The 16,332-nt window shown below is 57.3% G+C and carries 19 protein-coding genes; 4 read left to right on the top strand and 15 right to left on the bottom strand.

Annotated features, from left to right (window positions below; genetic code table 11):
* Window positions 1-107: 107 nt before the first annotated feature.
* On the bottom strand, window positions 108-1,034 hold the full coding sequence (locus tag ACXAIA_RS17465) for a LysR family transcriptional regulator (protein WP_475350465.1): 927 nt from the start codon (window positions 1,032-1,034) through the stop codon (window positions 108-110).
* A 73-nt stretch (window positions 1,035-1,107) separates the two neighbouring features.
* Between ACXAIA_RS17465 and ACXAIA_RS17460 the strand changes: the two genes are divergently transcribed.
* The 3 genes from ACXAIA_RS17460 (at window position 1,108) to ACXAIA_RS17450 (ending at window position 3,338) form a co-directional block, all read left to right on the top strand.
* Complete coding sequence (locus ACXAIA_RS17460) at window positions 1,108-2,028, top strand: PhzF family phenazine biosynthesis protein (protein ID WP_475350464.1); 921 nt, start codon at window positions 1,108-1,110, stop codon at window positions 2,026-2,028.
* Between the two features lie 99 nt (window positions 2,029-2,127).
* On the top strand, window positions 2,128-2,544 hold the full coding sequence (locus tag ACXAIA_RS17455; protein ID WP_475350463.1) for a hypothetical protein: 417 nt from the start codon (window positions 2,128-2,130) through the stop codon (window positions 2,542-2,544).
* A 104-nt stretch (window positions 2,545-2,648) separates the two neighbouring features.
* Entirely contained in the window at window positions 2,649-3,338 is a 690-nt protein-coding gene (locus ACXAIA_RS17450; RefSeq protein ID WP_475350462.1) for a hypothetical protein, read from the top strand.
* On the opposite strand, the gene ACXAIA_RS17445 is transcribed toward ACXAIA_RS17450, so the two are convergent.
* The 5 genes from ACXAIA_RS17445 to terL form a co-directional block, all read right to left on the bottom strand.
* Complete coding sequence (locus ACXAIA_RS17445; protein WP_475350461.1) at window positions 3,335-3,841, bottom strand: 3TM-type holin; 507 nt, start codon at window positions 3,839-3,841, stop codon at window positions 3,335-3,337. The genes ACXAIA_RS17450 and ACXAIA_RS17445 overlap by 4 nt on opposite strands.
* A gap of 10 nt (window positions 3,842-3,851) precedes the next feature.
* A complete protein-coding gene (locus ACXAIA_RS17440; protein WP_475350460.1) occupies window positions 3,852-4,313 on the bottom strand; it encodes a cell wall hydrolase in 462 nt (153 codons plus the stop codon).
* Complete coding sequence (locus ACXAIA_RS17435; protein ID WP_475350459.1) at window positions 4,310-4,633, bottom strand: hypothetical protein; 324 nt, start codon at window positions 4,631-4,633, stop codon at window positions 4,310-4,312. The genes ACXAIA_RS17440 and ACXAIA_RS17435 overlap by 4 nt, the downstream gene beginning before the upstream one ends.
* Before the next feature lie 137 nt (window positions 4,634-4,770).
* A complete protein-coding gene (locus ACXAIA_RS17430; protein ID WP_044829400.1) occupies window positions 4,771-5,076 on the bottom strand; it encodes a hypothetical protein in 306 nt (101 codons plus the stop codon).
* A gap of 574 nt (window positions 5,077-5,650) precedes the next feature.
* Window positions 5,651-7,165 carry a phage terminase large subunit gene (gene terL / locus ACXAIA_RS17425; RefSeq protein WP_475350458.1) on the bottom strand — a complete coding sequence of 505 codons (1,515 nt, stop codon included), beginning with the start codon at window positions 7,163-7,165 and terminating at the stop codon, window positions 5,651-5,653.
* A 251-nt stretch (window positions 7,166-7,416) separates the two neighbouring features.
* Here terL and ACXAIA_RS17420 point away from each other — a divergent pair, with 251 nt between their 5' ends.
* Window positions 7,417-7,707, top strand: a complete 291-nt coding sequence (locus ACXAIA_RS17420; RefSeq protein WP_475350457.1) for a GIY-YIG nuclease family protein — start codon at window positions 7,417-7,419, stop codon at window positions 7,705-7,707.
* Window positions 7,708-7,862: 155 nt separating this feature from the next.
* Here the strand turns inward: ACXAIA_RS17420 and ACXAIA_RS17415 are convergent, their stop codons facing one another.
* From ACXAIA_RS17415 to ACXAIA_RS17375, 9 genes are all read right to left on the bottom strand, one after another.
* The gene (locus tag ACXAIA_RS17415) at window positions 7,863-8,171 is read right to left on the bottom strand and encodes a hypothetical protein (RefSeq protein ID WP_475350456.1); all 309 of its coding nucleotides are present in this window, start codon (window positions 8,169-8,171) and stop codon (window positions 7,863-7,865) included.
* A gap of 4 nt (window positions 8,172-8,175) precedes the next feature.
* Window positions 8,176-9,282, bottom strand: coding sequence for a phage head spike fiber domain-containing protein (locus ACXAIA_RS17410; RefSeq protein ID WP_475350455.1), 1,107 nt, complete (start codon window positions 9,280-9,282; stop codon window positions 8,176-8,178).
* Between the two features lie 44 nt (window positions 9,283-9,326).
* A complete protein-coding gene (locus tag ACXAIA_RS17405; protein WP_475350454.1) occupies window positions 9,327-10,730 on the bottom strand; it encodes a hypothetical protein in 1,404 nt (467 codons plus the stop codon).
* A gap of 35 nt (window positions 10,731-10,765) precedes the next feature.
* A complete protein-coding gene (locus ACXAIA_RS17400) occupies window positions 10,766-11,212 on the bottom strand; it encodes a hypothetical protein (RefSeq protein WP_475350453.1) in 447 nt (148 codons plus the stop codon).
* A complete protein-coding gene (locus ACXAIA_RS17395; RefSeq protein WP_475350452.1) occupies window positions 11,212-13,140 on the bottom strand; it encodes a phage tail protein in 1,929 nt (642 codons plus the stop codon). Before ACXAIA_RS17395 ends, ACXAIA_RS17400 begins: the two co-directional genes overlap by 1 nt.
* A 4-nt stretch (window positions 13,141-13,144) precedes the next feature.
* Complete coding sequence (locus ACXAIA_RS17390) at window positions 13,145-13,723, bottom strand: phage connector family protein (RefSeq protein WP_475350451.1); 579 nt, start codon at window positions 13,721-13,723, stop codon at window positions 13,145-13,147.
* Window positions 13,724-13,787: 64 nt separating this feature from the next.
* Window positions 13,788-14,381 carry a phage tail protein gene (locus ACXAIA_RS17385; RefSeq protein WP_475350450.1) on the bottom strand — a complete coding sequence of 198 codons (594 nt, stop codon included), beginning with the start codon at window positions 14,379-14,381 and terminating at the stop codon, window positions 13,788-13,790.
* A 76-nt stretch (window positions 14,382-14,457) separates the two neighbouring features.
* Entirely contained in the window at window positions 14,458-15,129 is a 672-nt protein-coding gene (locus tag ACXAIA_RS17380) for a phage tail protein (RefSeq protein WP_475350449.1), read from the bottom strand.
* A gap of 91 nt (window positions 15,130-15,220) precedes the next feature.
* Window positions 15,221-16,288, bottom strand: a complete 1,068-nt coding sequence (locus ACXAIA_RS17375) for a phage major tropism determinant (protein WP_475350448.1) — start codon at window positions 16,286-16,288, stop codon at window positions 15,221-15,223.
* Window positions 16,289-16,332: the final 44 nt, after the last annotated feature.

The raw sequence follows: 16,332 nt of genomic DNA, 5'->3' as shown, positions 1-16,332 counted from the left end.
GCGCACCAACAACAAGCATTCAAGGGCCTCTTTCGAGATCGCCAACACCTCGAATCGAAGATATCCATTAAAATCAGCTATATGAAGCCACTGCGTTCAGGCTAAACTCAAACAAGCAATTTCATCTGACCCTTCAGCCACGCCAAAAGCTTCGCATGGCGCTCCGTCTTGGCAAATTCTGGACTGCAAACCAGCCAATAGGCCGATTTCATCGGTACCGGCTTGCCGACGGGCTTAAGAAACCCTTGGTCAATATCGCCTTCAATCAGAAGCGTGCGACCAAGCCCGATGCCCATGCCGTTAATTGCGGCCTGCAACACCAGATCGGCGCGATCAAAGGCCAGTGCGTTGGCATCCTCGTTGATGCCCAACCCCGCCTGCCCGGCATAATAACCCCAACTGAAATCCGTGCCATCGCGCTCACCCACCGCATCCTTGAGCAAAGTGATCTCGGGCGCGCCAACCACATCCGCAAACGTCCGATCCCCGGCGCAATAGCCAGGACTTGCGACCGGCACGATCTCGGCTTTTTTCAACAATGTCGAATGCAGACCCGGATACGGCCCGGCGCCAAAGCGGATGGCGGCATCAATCGTGCCATTGCTGAAATCCACCGGCCTGTCATTGACATCCAAAGCAATCTCAAGCCCGGCGTCCTGTGCGCTCGCCAGATTGGGCAGCACCCATTTCATCGCAAGGGCCGATGCAACCGACAGGCGCACTGTGCCCGCCGTTCTGAATTTCTCCAGCCGCTCAAACGCCTGATCCCAGACATCGACGGACTCAAGGGCGGCCGCACACAGCACCCGGCCATATTCGGTCGGCGTGATCTGGCGCGTGGTGCGCTCAAACAGCGCAAAGCCAAGCGCCTCTTCCAGCTGGGTAATCCGGTGACTGACGGCGGATTGATGCACGCCAAGCTTTTCGGCTGCCTTGCTGAAACTGTTTTCGCTGGCGATGGCGGCCAACACCGGGGCCAGATGGCTCGCCCGCGCAATCAGATACTCGCGAGAACTTTCATGAGATTTCTTCATCTATATATGAGTCCAGAATCCCTGCCAAAACAATTAAAACAGCTTCAACACAGATTTTAGCAGGAATAGAGCCATGAGTACATCTCAAGAAAACACCCACACCGTCCCGGTCCAAATCGTCAATGCCTTTGTGAAAAACGGAACGGGCGGCAACCCGGCCGGTGTCGTGCTCAATGCCGATCAATATAGCGACGCGCAAAAGCTTTTGATCGCGCAGAAAGTCGGCCTGTCGGAAACCGCCTTTGTCTCGAAATCCGAGAGTTGCGGCATCAAGCTTGATTTCTTTACCCCGACCAAACGCATCGCCCATTGCGGCCATGCGACCATCGCGACCTTCTCCTACCTCGCCGAACTGGCACGCTTTGGCGATGGCGAAACATCCAAGGAAACCGTCGATGGCCCGCGCAAGATCATCCTTGATCACGGCATGGCCTATATGGAGCAACTCGCCCCGACCTACACTCCGGCCAGCAGCTGGCCTGATCACGGCGTCACGCTCTGTGATGTCCTGAAATCGCTCGCGATCACATCCGATGATCTCGATGACCGCGCCCGCCCGGTGCTGGTCAACACGGGCAACAACTTCATCGTCATCGCGGTCAAAGATCAGAAGACGCTGGCCAACATCACGCCCGATCAGGACGCCATCAACGCGATTAGCGAGAAGCTTGATCTTATCGGCTATTACATTTTCACCACCGAAACCGGTGGCGCTGACGACGCAAACATCGACGCCACCACCCGCATGTTCGCCCCGCGCTACGGCATTGCCGAGGAAGCCGCCACCGGCATGGCCGCCGGCCCACTGGCCTGCGTGCTCCATGACCTGCTGGACATGAAAAAGGACACGTTCCTGATCGCCCAGGGCGAATTCATGGCCGAACCATCGCCGAGCCAGATCAAGGTGACGCTGGACCTCAAAAACGACCGCATCACCGGCCTTCTCGCAGGTGGTCAGGGCAAGGTGATGAAGAACCTTGAGATTGCGCTGTAATCAGCACCCAAAACAAACGTTTCTGCAGGCAAGCCAAACCTGACGCCCGCAGAAACGTCGTCCCTGTGCTTCAGATGACTTTCGTGGCAAACTTGAAGCATGGATGATGATTTTGAACTCCCGCCGGGCATCGGCCCGCATAATGACCGTGAACTGGAATTGATGCTGGCCGGAACAAAACCGATGGCAATGTTCTCGGACGCCGTCCATGTCAGCGACTATTTCCCCGACGCCGATTTCGCCCCGCATGTCAAAGCGGGCCGGATCATCCGGGTTGAAGAAATCATCCCCAAAGACCCTTACCCAATGCGTTACCTGTTCTACGCTCTACCCGGCGAGGAATGGCGGGTTGATGAAGCGTTGCCCCTATGCCGCAACCTGTGTGCCGGAACCGTTAAGGATCACGACGCGGATTCCGCGCGGATGGGAGCGCTACTTGGATATTCCAATGAGGAAATTGAGGCTTTCATCCGACACACAATTGGCATGCGAGCCGCAAGCGCCAGCAAAAGTTGAGAGATCAACTAATGACAACCTTGAGCATTTATGAAGTTTACGGTTTACTTTGAAAATAAAAATTAGACAGACCTGATACTCTCTGACCTTCAACGGTGCCTAACATGCGTTCTAAAATACACCTTCTAGCCGCTTTGCTACCACTTATTTTGGCAGCATGTGCTTCACCTCAGTACAATTATGTCCCGGTCTCCACAGAGATATCTTTACCTGAAGTTGGCAGCACTACGACGGTTGGTGTAGGTGACACGATGCTGCGCCAAGGTAAATATGTAGAACGCGATGCTATTCAGGTTTCCCAGAGCATCACAGTCGGCGGATTGGGCAGCTACACGCTCGCTCCTGGGTATTACGTGAAAGTGGGCGAAGACAAAACGAGCGAGTTTTTTCTTCCCGAGCAAACTCCGGAAGGCGGTAGAGTTACTAGCGGAGCTCTAACCGACCCATTCGAAGCAATTCAAGTGATGAAAAACGACAACATCATTTGCGGGGTCTCCATCTATGGCGGAAAGGTTTGCGACAGCAACCAGCCCTTTACACGCACAAAGCGCCCAAGTTTGGAAGCCGATGGTTTCCAGCAAACTTTGATCTATAGCGGCAAAGTTGGCACCAAGATCAACATTGGTTACCGCGAATTTTCAAACAGCTACGCAAGACCTGCATTTAACAATGATGTCGAGTATGACCTAAGTGAGTCACAAATCATTGGCTACAAAGGCTCGGAGCTTGAGATACTTGATGCAACAAACCGCAACATCACTTTCAAATTAATCAGGAACTTCAATACGCCCTAATTCGGCGTATTAGAGCCCCCTAAACGCTTATCCGCACTCCGTTTCACCACACTCACGCCCAAAACGCCCAGCGCAATGCCCCAGATTGGGCTGGTATTGACGAGCGCTGCGATGATGGCGGGTGCTTGGAGTGGTGTCAGGATGATGGCGGCGGCAATTGCGCCCATGGTCATGATCCAGGTCAGCGCGACGGCATAGCCGAAGCTGGGGCGCCAACGGCGGACAAAGGCGTCTTCGCTGGCGACCTCGGCGCGGATGGTGCGGTTGACCGATTTGAGCGTCTCGGTATCGCGGGCCAGTTCGATTTCGGCCATGCGTTCGGTGTGACGGTTGGCAGCATGGATTTGTTCGGGCATAACGTCGCCCTTGGTGACCGCTTTTTCGACCTGCTTGAGGCCCTCGACCGCCGTCTTGGCAATCGGGTTGTCGATATGATCAAGCCCTGCACCCACCGCCTTCATCAAAAGCGGCAGGCCGATCTGGGCGAGCAATGCCGGGATCATGTGAACCTCCCTAACCTATGTTTTTGTAAAACAGGTGCCCCCCAATCTCGGCCACCGGCACATGGCCGCGCGCCCAGAACGGGTCGACCGCGCGGGTGTGATAGTGGGTGGCACCATCGGTCGGATCGGGATGCTCTCCCGCCACCGCGCGCTTGGCGATGCGTTTGCACAACCGGTAGGCCGGGTCGCGCGGGCTGAGTGCGAGAAGTTTTTTGCGGTTGGGATCGGCTTCGTTCCAGCAGGAAAACTGTGCCGGTTTCAGGCACACCGACTTCACGTCATTGCCCCACCAATAACGCCCGCGTCGTTTGGCAAACGCCACCCGGTTGAGGATGACGGCGGCCACCGCCTCGATCCCGGCGAGTTCTTCGCCGCGGGCTTCGCCATAAAGCGTTCGGGCAAGCACCTCGACCTCGGGCAGCGCATCGGGATCGGTGAGTGGCTGTGCTGTCAGGGTTTGGGGTTCGGTCATAGGCTCAGATCCTTTTTGCCGGGGATTGGGGGCATGTCGAGCTTGGCCTCGATCCGGAGCAAATGGCCGGTCAGACGTTTTTCGACATCCTTGAGATAGGGGATGGAGACATAGTTGCGCGCGACATCAAGCTTGAAGGCCGCCAAGGCATCGCGCAGATCGCTGGCATCGGTTTCCGCGCGCGTGCGCAGTTGTTCGACACGACCGAGAAGTTCGGATCGCATGCGCCAATGGAGCCAGAACAGGCTCGCAACAGCAGGGATTTCAACAGCCGTGATCCACCAGATCACATCGACCGTCTGGGTCGCAGGCAGGGTCATGGGGGCCTCGATTTTCGGACAAAGAAAAACCCGCAAACCGATGGCTTGCGGGTCAGGTCGACCGCACCTCCACCCGGGGCGACACCCCACGGGCTGGAGAAGCGGTCAAAGCATTCAGGAGGCGACCGGCATCAAATCTAGGCTGCCGGGCCTTTCAGCTTTTCTTCAAGGTCCTGCCAGGCCTCGCCAGAGGCGACAAGGCAGCTTGGGCCGGACGGATATGTAAACAGGATGGTCCAGGTCTGGCCATCGGGCGCTTTGAGCACCTCAATCACGCCACCATTGGACGTGACGCCAACTGCGACCGGTTCTTCGGAATATTTCGCGCTCAGGCTATCGATCACCTTGGATCGATCCCCGCAGACCGGGGATGCCGAGGCTTGGGGAATGGTAACTGCAACGGCACCTGCCACCACAGCAATCAAGCTCAGTGTTTTCAACATGGTCAGGCCTCCTGACAGTCAGGTGCGCCCACATGGACGTCTTGTTTTCCTGTACTGCGAAATGGATCAACAAATGATCTTTGGCCGTTTCCTTGTGCCGGTTTCGATACGCCGGCGACCTTGCATATCTGGCTTAAATACTCACTTTGGTATAGGAAGAAAAATTCCTTACTATTCTTTCATATAATAAACGTAGGGACCAAAGCTGAATTTTCCATGAACATTTCACAAATGTGATACAGGGCCCTGCTAACCATTTGGCATTGTGGGAAAGTTTTTTCTTCCCCAAGAGCCTGAATAGAAGCTCCGGCATGTTTTGACGTCTTGATTTTGTAGTGATTTTTAGGCGAATACGTCTCACAAGGGCCGCTCCCTGTGTGACGTTTTCAACGACAAAATCGCTCAAAATCAAGACGCCCAAAGGGTTTGAATAATTTTCCCCACTATGCTTCGACTTTCCTCTCGAAAAGGCCACCGGCATTTCCCGCGAGTAAAGCCTTGATATTGAGCAAAATTATTCAAATCAAACCGTGCCGGAGCTTCCATTCAGGCTCTGCAGATTGAAAGCCCGTTCTCACGGGTTGAAGTGGCTCTCGGCCCGGAACATCCCGCTTTTGCCCCGCCAGTCGGTCCGTCTGATCGGCATATCGACCCGTGGCAAGCGCACCGGATCATGCAAAATGCAGCCCGCCACCGCATCCAGCCCGTCATCCGGGCCATTGCCATCGGGATGCCAATCACGCATCTGGCGCAGAAACGGTGTCTGGCGAACACCTTCATGCACATGCAACAACCCCGCCCCCATCACCGCGCCAAAGGCATCCTCGATCCGGGTGGCTTTATTGGTGCTCTCATAATGTTCTACGACGCTGGCCGCCCATCCGATTGATTTCAGTTCCCGACGCAAGATATTAGGCAGGAACCGGCCAATGCCATTGGTCTCAACCCGGACGGATGGCAGGTGATGGCGCGCCATGAAGTCTGCGACCTGCGCGCAAAGCTGGCTGGCCTCATCGCGCCATGGCATATCGCCGTTTGTCGCCGGATCAGTCTGGACACTCGGATCAGATGCCCGCAGCCAGGCCATATCCTGCAGCCAGTATTCGCCCTGATCACAGATATAAACACACGCCACCACCGCCCCGTCACCGCGGAGCGACCCGAAACTCGGATCGAAATGACAGGCGCTTGCGACCATGGTGCGCCCGCCAATGCGAAGCGTCATGCGGCCATTGCCATGGGTGATCTCGGCCGCGCCGTCATAGAACCGCAGTTTGGCGGGGTCGAGGATGCCTGCCACCGGGGCCATCATTTCAAGCATCATCTGGCTTTGAAACTTGCGCTCCGGCGTGCGGGCGCGCATGGCCTTGATCGCGGCGGCGTCAAACCGTTCTGGCCAGTTTGATGTCCCGTCCTTATTGACGATGGGCAGCTCAAAGCGTGAAGAACCGGCCAGGAAGGGTGCTGCCTCGCCGACCTCGGCCCGGGCCTCCTTGGCATAGATCGAGTAATAGCTGTGCGGCGTGCCAACATAAAGCTGTGCCCCTGTCGGCCCCAGCACATAGGCGATCTCGGAGAGCTTTTCGCTCAGCTCGGATCTTTTACGGGCGGTGTCGCTGTTTTTGGGCACCTCGACATCATCGCAAATCACGATATCGGCCCGCGATCCGGTAATATTGCCGCCAATCCCCACCGCCTGCATCGACGGATCACGCAATACCGCCGTCCGCGTGACCGTAAACCGCTCGCTCCCCCAATCGATAAGCTTTTCGGGCAAGAGCGAACTCATCAACGGATGACGCTCAATCACACGCTTGACGTTACGCACCATCTTTTTCGCCAGATCCAGATCGGCGGCCAGAACGAGAATGCGCAAATCGGCATTTCGATAGAGCAACCAGGCACAAAACAGCCCGACCAGAGTTGATTTGCCGGAATTGCGAAACGCCATCAAAAGCATTTCCCGCTTGCCGTTTTCCCAGCACTCCTCCAGCCAATCGGCCATCTTGCGATGATGGATAGGCAGCGAAAGCCCCAACATCTGATCCCAGATCCAGACGAATTCGGCGAAGCGGGCAAATTGAGACATCGGAATTCCCCACTCCAACATGTCACCACCTTCATTCCCGCGCGGAGCCTGTGCCCGCGACGGCAGGTACGGGAACCCCGAACAGCAAGTTCCACAGAACCAGCCGCGCCATGGATGCCCGCCTGCGCGGGCATGACGAAACGACTAAAGGAACTTTTCCCCAACCGTCATCCCCGCGAAGGCTGGGATCTCGTGCAACACACTCCACAACCAACATCCCGCACAACCAAAAGCTGTGCTAAGCTCTCCCTATGAAACAGCCCTTCGTTTACATCCTTGCAAGTCGCCCGAATGGCACGCTTTATATCGGCGTTACCAGCGATTTGCGTCAACGCATCCACCAGCATCGAATGGGCGATGTTCCCGGCTTCACCAAGCGATACGACATCAAACGTCTCGTTCACTTTGAGCCGCATAGCACCATGCCGGATGCCATTCTGCGCGAAAAACGCATGAAGAAATGGCGGCGCGCGTGGAAAATCCATCTTATTGAAGAACACAACCCAGATTGGCGCGATCTTTTCGATCAACTGAATAGCTGAGCAGTCCTTTTCCCAGCAGCCCCCTTTTCGTCATGCCCGCACGGGCGGGCATCCGCACACGCTTGCACATAGCGGCAAGATAGATCCCCGCCTACGCGGGGATGACGAAATATGCCCCGTCGTTCCCGCGAAGGTAGGAACCTCGAACACGATCCCTACCGTTTCAATGTACTTCTCGCCTCGGCGATGAGCTGCTCGACGTTGTTTTTGTCACGTCCGTCGCCGCCCGCGTCCACTGCCCCCTCACACGCCCAGCGCAGCAGCTTGATCAGGCTTTCAAGATGACCAAGGGCCGCCTTGCAGGCCGCCTGATGGGCGGAGAATTCCTTGGCATCCATGATCCCGGCGGCCTCGCGGGCCAAGCGGTGATAGGCATCGCGCGCCATGGCGATGTCGTCGGGCAGCTCACCCAGAAGCCGGGTTTGCAGCGCCGTGATCGGGTCTGTTGATTTCTGCGCGCTCATGGGATCAAACCGTTGAAAGTTCAGACAGCCGCGCATTGGAAAGCTTTTCCGGCCAATAAGAAAGATTGCGCAAATGCCCATTCATCGCCTTTTCCGCCCCCCCAAATGATCCCAGCACAATGTTGGAAAAATTGCGCGGTATGGCAAAGCCATCGGGCGAGGACAGCACCACACCATCGAGCCCCAACGAAATCACATCATCATCCCACGCCAGCGCAATGCGATGGCGGGTATCCTTGGCAAGGGTGCCATAAAGCGACTGGGTGACGATCGGCACGCCATCCTTGCGCAGTGAAATGCGCAGCTGATCGGCAGCACTGTCATAGCCAAGATCAAGATGATCGTCATTGAGGCTTAACGCGTAAAGCTGCACGATCCGCCAGATGCCCGCCCAATCGCGCGCGGTGTGCAGATCAAACACCAATGTGCCGCGCCCTTGGGCAAACCAGTCGCCAGCATCAAGCCTTACATCATCACAGGCGCGTGCAGCCGGGATGCCGTTGCTGATGATATCGCTCGTCGGAGCAGGGCCCGCTTCAAGCTGCGCATTCCAGATCAGGACGGAGGCCGGAAGGGCGCTGATGGCCGTGCTGATTTTCGGGTAGCGCGTGCTGCCTGATGCCGGTTCCGCGATCCAGACCCGCTGCCAGGTTTCATCCACCGTGAAGCCATGTGCGGACGGCCCGTCAATGCCGCCCAGCGTGATATCGACCGTGCCGGAAACCGCCCGCATCCAGATGGCGAAGCTATAGGTTTCGCTTGCGACAAGCCCGCCGACATTCTGATAAAGCCCGTCTGCACCGGCGGCACTGCCAGGCAGGTCAAGCTGCATTGCGCTCAGGCTGCCATCCGGGGCGGCAATGGCGCTGCTGGCGACCGTTACCCCGCTGTTCTTTTCCCAAAGCGCATTGTCAAAGGCGTTGGAGTAGCGCAGCAAATTGGTCGCCGCCCCTTCGATCAGAAGGCCCAGGCGCCGACCAAGCCTGTCATGATCATAGGCCGGCTCATCCATCGTACGGGTTTCAAGCAGGCCGTTTGGGCCACGCACGAGTTTGGTACTGGCGCGTGCAAAGCTCATGCCGGCCGCAAGCGGCTGATAACGCAATCCCATTGGATGCATCTCCATTTAATTGGCTGTTGGTGGGTGGTGGCGCGCTAGCCGCCAATGCGATGGATGTGACACCAGGTCGAAAGATCATGGTCGCCGATTTCGCGCGTTTCGCTGTCGCTATGCCAAAGGCGCAGGCGCAATCCCGTCCCCGGCGTGGTGCCGATCCGGGCGATACCATTCAGCCGCAAACTGTGCGACGCGCCACTGCCCATCGCCGTGATGTCATTGCTTTGCAAATGGCTGGACCAATCCGTGCCATCAAAGCGTTCGAGTGACAATGTCGTAGAGACCGACTGGTCGGTAATGGGAAAACGTACGGCTATATCAACATGATAAAAACCGGGTGGAAGCCCCGTCACACCGTGCACGCCGCTATCATAATGACCGTGGCTATCTTCGATTACCTGATCCCATTCGATCAGAAACGCGCCGCCGGCCGGGATGGATTGGCTGGCCACGCGCGAAAGCTTGATCACCGGGCCGCTCTCATGGATAGGGGCCGCGAACCAGCGCGTGCCATCACAGATCAGATCGACCATGTCGCCGCGTGTCGGAAGCCCATAGACTGTGACTTCCGCCCCGCCATGGGTCGGGCGGATGACATTCCCTGCGGCTGTTGTGATATCAACCATCGTGCCGTCGCCGTTAAACACACGATAGCGCACGCCGTTGCGCGCGAGTGACGCCACCGGCAGGGTCAATTGCGCCCCGCTGGATAACCGAACCAGCGATCCGGTTTCGCGGATATCCATGATCCGGCTAACCGGGGCATCAATCACCGGCATGCGGCGCTCATCCTCCCACGCCAGCAGATCGCCACTGCGAAAATCAAGATTGAGCATCGCCGAGGCGTTTGATCGTTCGAACGACGCTGCGGCGGTTTCAGACCGGCTTTCGGCGGCCTCCGCCCGGTTGGCCGCATCCTGTGCCTGACTTGCCTTGGTGCCGGCTTGCGCGATTTCATCGCCGGTTGGACCATTGGAAATCCCGCTGCCATCACTGTTCCAGATCAGGGCCCGACCGGGTTCAACCCCCGGCAATTCCGCCGACACGGGTGTGTCCTGATCCGGGCCAAAACGCAGCGTACCGGAAAGGGTACGATCCACATCACCAAGGGCGGCCGTCATGAAATCAAGATCACGCTCCAGCGTATCACCACGCGGGATCGACATGGCGTCAAAGGCACTCAGCCGGCGCAAATGCAATTGCCGGGCAAGGGTAATGGTGCTGCCATTTGCCGGCGGGGTTTCAAATTGCACCACGCCACCCCCGCCCTGATCGGCCGGCGTCAGGGCGATGTGAAAGCCGGTTTCGGTTTCACTGCCATCAATGGCAACCCGGACATCACCCACGTCAAACACATCAAAATCAAACGGAAAACTCGCGCGCGCACCGTCGCCGACAAAAGCGATGGCAGCCGGGATCTGATTGGCAAAAACAGCGCCCATAGCTTCTCCCCCCTAAAAACTTCAACCCCGGAACCTCAGCCCCAGCCATCGCGTTTGGAAAACCACGCATTCAGCCGCGCGACCGTGTCATCCTCGGCGGATCGCAACAGCGACTTTTCGCGCCAGGCGGCCTGTTGATTGATGCGGCTTCGTCTGCGATTGGCCGCATCCGCGTCCAGATCGGCATCCTGACGCGCCGCCTTTTCAAACCCGGCCAGCACCGCACTGGCCGACCCCGACCCACCGGCCATCAGGCCCGATGCGCCTTGCCGGGCACGGGCGGTTGCCTGACGCCGCCGAAGGTCTTCTTCGCGTTTGGCCGCATCCTCGCGCTGGCGTGCTTCAAGTTCTGCCAGTTCGGCCTGGCGGGCGGCTTCGCCCTGATCAATCCGGCTTTGTGCGTTGCTTTGATTGGCCGCGATCCGTTGTCCGGTTTGCAGCACCGATGCCGCCATCGGCACGATTGATGTAAATCCACCCATCAGTCATTCACCCCCATTTCACTGGCCGCACCGAGCAATAAAAAAGGCCGGGGCAATGCCCCGGCGATGCGCCATAATCCGCTTTTGACTGTCCCGCCACTGCCCCGCCGCCAGCCAAGCGCACGCAGCGTGATTTCCCCGCTATAGTGCGCATCTTCTTCGCCGGGCGCCGCCGATACCGGCAACGCGACATCGCGCAATCCCCGTCCGGTATCAACGCGCAGCTGCCCGGTTTCCTGCAAGCGCAAGGTGACCGAGACCAGCCGCACAGCATTGCCGCCATGCGGGCGACTGCCATCCGATGCGGCCGGCGGCAGGGCATAAATTTCATGCGTAAAGGGCAAGCCGACCTCGACCTCAGACACCGCCCCGATGTGATCGGGCACCGTTATGGTGCCCCCGGCAACCGGCACGTCTTCGGCAAGAACGCCATCGCCCCAGACACTGACATCAAGCCCATCCAGCGGATCAAGATTGCCCCATTGTCGGCGCGGCGGATCGCCCTCGGCCACCGTCTGACGACGGTACAAATCAAAGCCACATGTCGCGTCAAACACGCCGAGGAAATAACGCCCGTCACGTTCCAGCACGACATAGACATCCCCGCCGGATACCGAAACGGATCTAAAAGCACATCCCTTAACCGATTGCGCCGACCAGGCGGTGATCGCTTCACTGCGATACAGTGTCAGGGTCGCAAGCGAGCCGTCCTTCATCACCACATGCAACAGGCGCCGATCAGGATCAAAGGCCTGATCAATCGGATCACGGATCAAATGGCGTGACAGCAAGGCCAGATCGGCCGAGCCATAGGCCTGCTCGACATCGGTAAACAGGAATTCACGAATTTCGCGCCCGCTCCGCCCGGCAAAAAGCGTTGCGCCGTCGACATTGACCAGTGGCACCGTGCGATCGCTCTGACTGCCAATCCGGGTCTGGCGCGTGACCTGCACATTGGCCGGTGTCAAAGGATCGCCCGTGACCATCCATTCCGACCCGCTGGTAAAGACCTGCAAATGACGCCCGGCGAAAATACCCGTGATCGCATTGACCTGATCGGCCAGCAGGGCAAATTCAATCGCCTCGTCATCCAGCCCCTCGCCCAGTTCGAAATTGAACAGGTCACCGGATTTTGACATCCACAAACGGTTGGGCAAATCCCGCGATCCGCCAATGATCAGCCGGTCCTGATGAAAGGTCACGCTGCGCGGCCAGCCGCGCACATCGGAAAAGGCCTGCTCGACAAAATCAACCGTCGCATTGGCATTGGGCAAGCTCTGTTTGAGCGCGATGGTCGCGGTACGGGCATCGGTCACGGTGGAGATCTCGCCCTCAATCCCCTGAATCCGCCAAAGCGTCCCGACATGGCCCGGCACAAACACATCCATACTGGCACTGAGCTGGACCGTCCCGCTGGTGCCCGACGGGGTCAGGGTTGCTGCCGGATCGACGAATTTGTAATAGGGCTGACTGGTTTTGAAATTGGTTTCGCGCCAGACCCAAAGGGTAGTTTGCCAGGTGCCATCGCTTGTGCGCGTAATCCTGACCGGCTGGGCATCAGGATGCACGACCAGAAGCGTATCGGCACTTTGCGTCCAGTTCAGAAGATCAAGCTGTTCAGCGCCAAACGTGGTTTCAAACCAGATCGTCTCAACCCCGTCTTCAAACACCAGTGCCCGGTTATCGCCAAAGGCCAGCAAATAGGTCTGCTCGGTATTGAATTCGAACTGGATCAGGCGGGCAGCACCCGGCAATTCATCGATCAATCGAATACCGGGACGCCGGCGCACCCCGCCCGAAGGCTCGATAAACACATTGCGCAGGCGGGCCGCCCCGTTGGCATAGGCGCTCAGATCCGACCGCCCCCACAATTCAGGCGCCAGTTCGCCGGTCGAAAAGGTATTTTTCTCCAGAACACGGCGTGCCATGGGCTCAGTTCCTTGCAGAAATCAGGGAAAAATCATCAATCGCCTGCGGGGTGGATTGCTGCGCATCGGCAAGCCGTGCTTCGCGCAACTGATCCTCGGCCCGCTTGAACAAATACTCCGCCCGCGTGCTGCTTTCGGTCAGCGGCAGGCAGAACTCGGCCGCCAGCCGCGCCATCAGCGCCAGATCAAACCAGGCCGGAAAACTGCCCTCGGGCAAGCGCGCGACATAGGCAAGATAGGCACTATCGCCCGCAACCTTGATCGCCTGATCGCGCAGCTCGAAAGACGCGATCTTGCCCCCCTCATTTTCCAGCGACAGCAATCGGATAAAGTCGCGCGGCAAGGCAAACAGCTTGCTGCCATCCTTCGGGGAACTTGCCTCATCCCCGTCCGCCAGACGTGACAACCAGGCCCCCCGCCCGGCAAACCGCCACGGATAGCCCGCCAGCACCCCGTCCCGCACGCTCGGATACAGCATGCGGGCAATCTCGGCCTCGGCGACGTCTTCCTCAAAAGACGAAATCGGCGCCGCCCCAACCATCACCAATGCGCGTGCACACAGCGCCACATCACTTAACGCCATCATTCCCCCCAACAAAAACGGAGCCCGGAAAACCGGGCTCCGCAAGGTTGTCGCTCGCAGCTAATCAGACCTTGATGATGTAATTCACCACCAGATACGGCTGCATATTGTTGTGCGGCTGATCGCCGCCGGTTGGCGAAACGCTGTATTGAACCTGTGCGTTGGGCTTAACCCCAACGTAAGTGTAAGCATTCATGCCATAGTAATTCTGATGCATTGATCCATATTTGTGATCATGAGACGGCATCTCATCAATCGTAAGCTGATGGGTTTCTTCACCATCAGCCGCACCAATCACACGATCCGAAAGGCCATCACCCTGCCCGGCACCAATCGGTGCCCGACCCCGCAGGTCCGGCAGCTTGAAACTGCCCGCAGCCTGCCCGACACCATAGATCGTGCCAATCGCGGTAAACAGGTCAGCATAGTCCGCCGCCAGAAGCTCCGCACCATCACAGATCATAAAGCCTTCCGGTGCCACCGAACCGGCAAACGGCAGGATGGTCGCAACCGGAACTGAGCCACCCGCAGAACTGCCACCGCCAAACAGGGTTTCAAGCGCCTGCAACAGCTGGGTGTCATCCATGCGATCCGGGGCGATGTCGGCTGCGAGAACGACATTGAGAACTTCACTTTCAACCGGGTTCAAACACTGCATATGAATTCTCCAATTCGGGTAAAAATGAACCCCGGCAAGGAAGCCCTGCCGGGGGTAGCGGATTTGATAGAACGACTTATGCAGACGTCGGATAGAACGCCTTAATTGCGTAGGTCATCGCGACGTTGCGTGGACGGGTGTTACCATTTTCTGTCCCACTGTATGGGTTATCAGTCAAAGTGTACTGGGTAGAGACCGTCGATTGGGTATCACTTGCCACCCAGTTGTCAATCGAACCGATATGGGAATCACCTAAGCCAAATTCTGTGTTTGGGTGATCCCAATAGAGATAATTCGGGTAACCACCGGTCCATTGGATATTTGTTTGGTGTTTGTGTTCCCCGACATTTCCCATCTGTGCAGATGCAAACAAACGACCGGTATCCACACCACGCCCATCATCAAAACCACGCACGAACTCGCCGCGAAGGTCCGGAAGGTTGAAGGTGGATACTTGATCACCATGCCCCCAAAGCGTCCCGATGGCGGCAAACAGATCGGCATACTCGGTGCGCGAGATAGCCGAACCATCACAAACCAGCCAGCCGGTCGGCGGGGTTGGCATGGCGAACGCCGAAACCGAACCGATTTCACTGCCAGCGATAACACCACCGCCGCCAGAGCCACCGCCAGCAATCAGCGTCTCGATGGCTTGAAGCAACTGGGTCTTGTCATCGCAGTCGGGCCAGATGCCCGCACTCTGGATAACGTTCAGAACTTCACATTCCACTGGTGTAGAACCCTGCATAAGCACTCTCCATTGTTTAGTAAAAGAAACCCCGGCAGCGAATGTCACCGGGGAGAAAAACCTTTCAGGTCTTTATCAGATGTTTTGATTTCTAAAGGGCGTCGCAGATGCCGCGTAGTCCGACAACGCCCTCCGCAAGGGGCGGAACTGCGGCAGAGCTGATGCCACGAGAACCGCAGCTTGCACCACTGTCATACGTCCAACCACCGAAGAAGCAGCGCCAATCACCAAGATAACCAAGACCACGCGGCGTACTGGAGTCCTTGCCCACATTTACAACAGAGGTGCCATGGCTAAAATTACCACCAAGGTCGAGATGATTATCCAGCCATTCCCAAAGATTACCTACCGGATCAACGACATTGAACATGGATACCGATTTCTCGACATCACCAGTGGTTGTCGGCCCGGTATTGGAGGTCGCCGACCAAGCATAGGTATTGTTGCCATCCTGGCCAGCTGGCGCACCCTCTGCATAAGTGAGGAATTCTTCAACTGTCGGAAGGCGCTTGCCCGCATTGCGCACAAGCAGGTGGAAGTCGGTACGGGCGTACACATCATCCTTGATCGGGGTTACACCATAGCGACTGACGGGTACATTTTCCGGCCAAGTGCCGGTGCCCTCGGAGTTCAGGTAGATATCGGCCCAGAACCCGCCGGGGACGATTTCGACCATGCCTGTCGGATCACAAGTTGGGCGATGTTTCAAATCCCAGACACTGTTGGGGACGATCTGCACCGTCGGCATGTATGACAAATCATATCGATTGGCGACCGGGCGCACGCGGCCGTAGTGGAACCCGCCGATTTTGCGGCTGTTGGTGGCGTCATACCCATCAGGGAAAGCGACATTCTTACTGGCAATCAATTTGGCTTCTGACGTTCCGTCATCTGCATCAACCGCAAACAGATTGATATCATCGCCGAGCGCCAAGGTGTTGAGCGAACCATCATGATGGGACGGATCAACAATCGACCAATCGGACTGGGTATCCAGAAAATAACCGTGACCATTCCCACCAATATTGACCAGACATTCGGGAATGTTCAGCGTGTTGGCGCTCGCTGCCGAAATTTGTCCGTTGATTGCAAAGTAACCCGCGAAAGCTGCGAACTGGGCAATATTGACGTCCGAACAAAATTTAACCGTTTGATCCATAAAGCGTTCCTTGTTTCGGAGAAAAGAAACCCCGGCAACATCTG

Source organism: Thalassospira sp. ABL2_045 (assembly GCF_056161285.1).
The sequence above is the reverse complement of the archived record's forward strand: the minus strand, read 5'-3'. Positions and strand labels throughout refer to the sequence as shown.

Coding starts and splice junctions, on each gene's coding strand:
- ACXAIA_RS17465 (WP_475350465.1), bottom strand. CDS start 1,034: ATGAAGAAATCTCATGAAAGTTCTCGCGAGTATCTGATTGCGCGGGCG.
- ACXAIA_RS17460 (WP_475350464.1), top strand. CDS start 1,108: ATGAGTACATCTCAAGAAAACACCCACACCGTCCCGGTCCAAATCGTC.
- ACXAIA_RS17455 (WP_475350463.1), top strand. CDS start 2,128: ATGGATGATGATTTTGAACTCCCGCCGGGCATCGGCCCGCATAATGAC.
- ACXAIA_RS17450 (WP_475350462.1), top strand. CDS start 2,649: ATGCGTTCTAAAATACACCTTCTAGCCGCTTTGCTACCACTTATTTTG.
- ACXAIA_RS17445 (WP_475350461.1), bottom strand. CDS start 3,841: ATGATCCCGGCATTGCTCGCCCAGATCGGCCTGCCGCTTTTGATGAAG.
- ACXAIA_RS17440 (WP_475350460.1), bottom strand. CDS start 4,313: ATGACCGAACCCCAAACCCTGACAGCACAGCCACTCACCGATCCCGAT.
- ACXAIA_RS17435 (WP_475350459.1), bottom strand. CDS start 4,633: ATGACCCTGCCTGCGACCCAGACGGTCGATGTGATCTGGTGGATCACG.
- ACXAIA_RS17430 (WP_044829400.1), bottom strand. CDS start 5,076: ATGTTGAAAACACTGAGCTTGATTGCTGTGGTGGCAGGTGCCGTTGCA.
- terL (WP_475350458.1), bottom strand. CDS start 7,165: ATGTCTCAATTTGCCCGCTTCGCCGAATTCGTCTGGATCTGGGATCAG.
- ACXAIA_RS17420 (WP_475350457.1), top strand. CDS start 7,417: ATGAAACAGCCCTTCGTTTACATCCTTGCAAGTCGCCCGAATGGCACG.
- ACXAIA_RS17415 (WP_475350456.1), bottom strand. CDS start 8,171: ATGAGCGCGCAGAAATCAACAGACCCGATCACGGCGCTGCAAACCCGG.
- ACXAIA_RS17410 (WP_475350455.1), bottom strand. CDS start 9,282: ATGGGATTGCGTTATCAGCCGCTTGCGGCCGGCATGAGCTTTGCACGC.
- ACXAIA_RS17405 (WP_475350454.1), bottom strand. CDS start 10,730: ATGGGCGCTGTTTTTGCCAATCAGATCCCGGCTGCCATCGCTTTTGTC.
- ACXAIA_RS17400 (WP_475350453.1), bottom strand. CDS start 11,212: ATGGGTGGATTTACATCAATCGTGCCGATGGCGGCATCGGTGCTGCAA.
- ACXAIA_RS17395 (WP_475350452.1), bottom strand. CDS start 13,140: ATGGCACGCCGTGTTCTGGAGAAAAATACCTTTTCGACCGGCGAACTG.
- ACXAIA_RS17390 (WP_475350451.1), bottom strand. CDS start 13,723: ATGGCGTTAAGTGATGTGGCGCTGTGTGCACGCGCATTGGTGATGGTT.
- ACXAIA_RS17385 (WP_475350450.1), bottom strand. CDS start 14,381: ATGCAGTGTTTGAACCCGGTTGAAAGTGAAGTTCTCAATGTCGTTCTC.
- ACXAIA_RS17380 (WP_475350449.1), bottom strand. CDS start 15,129: ATGCAGGGTTCTACACCAGTGGAATGTGAAGTTCTGAACGTTATCCAG.
- ACXAIA_RS17375 (WP_475350448.1), bottom strand. CDS start 16,288: ATGGATCAAACGGTTAAATTTTGTTCGGACGTCAATATTGCCCAGTTC.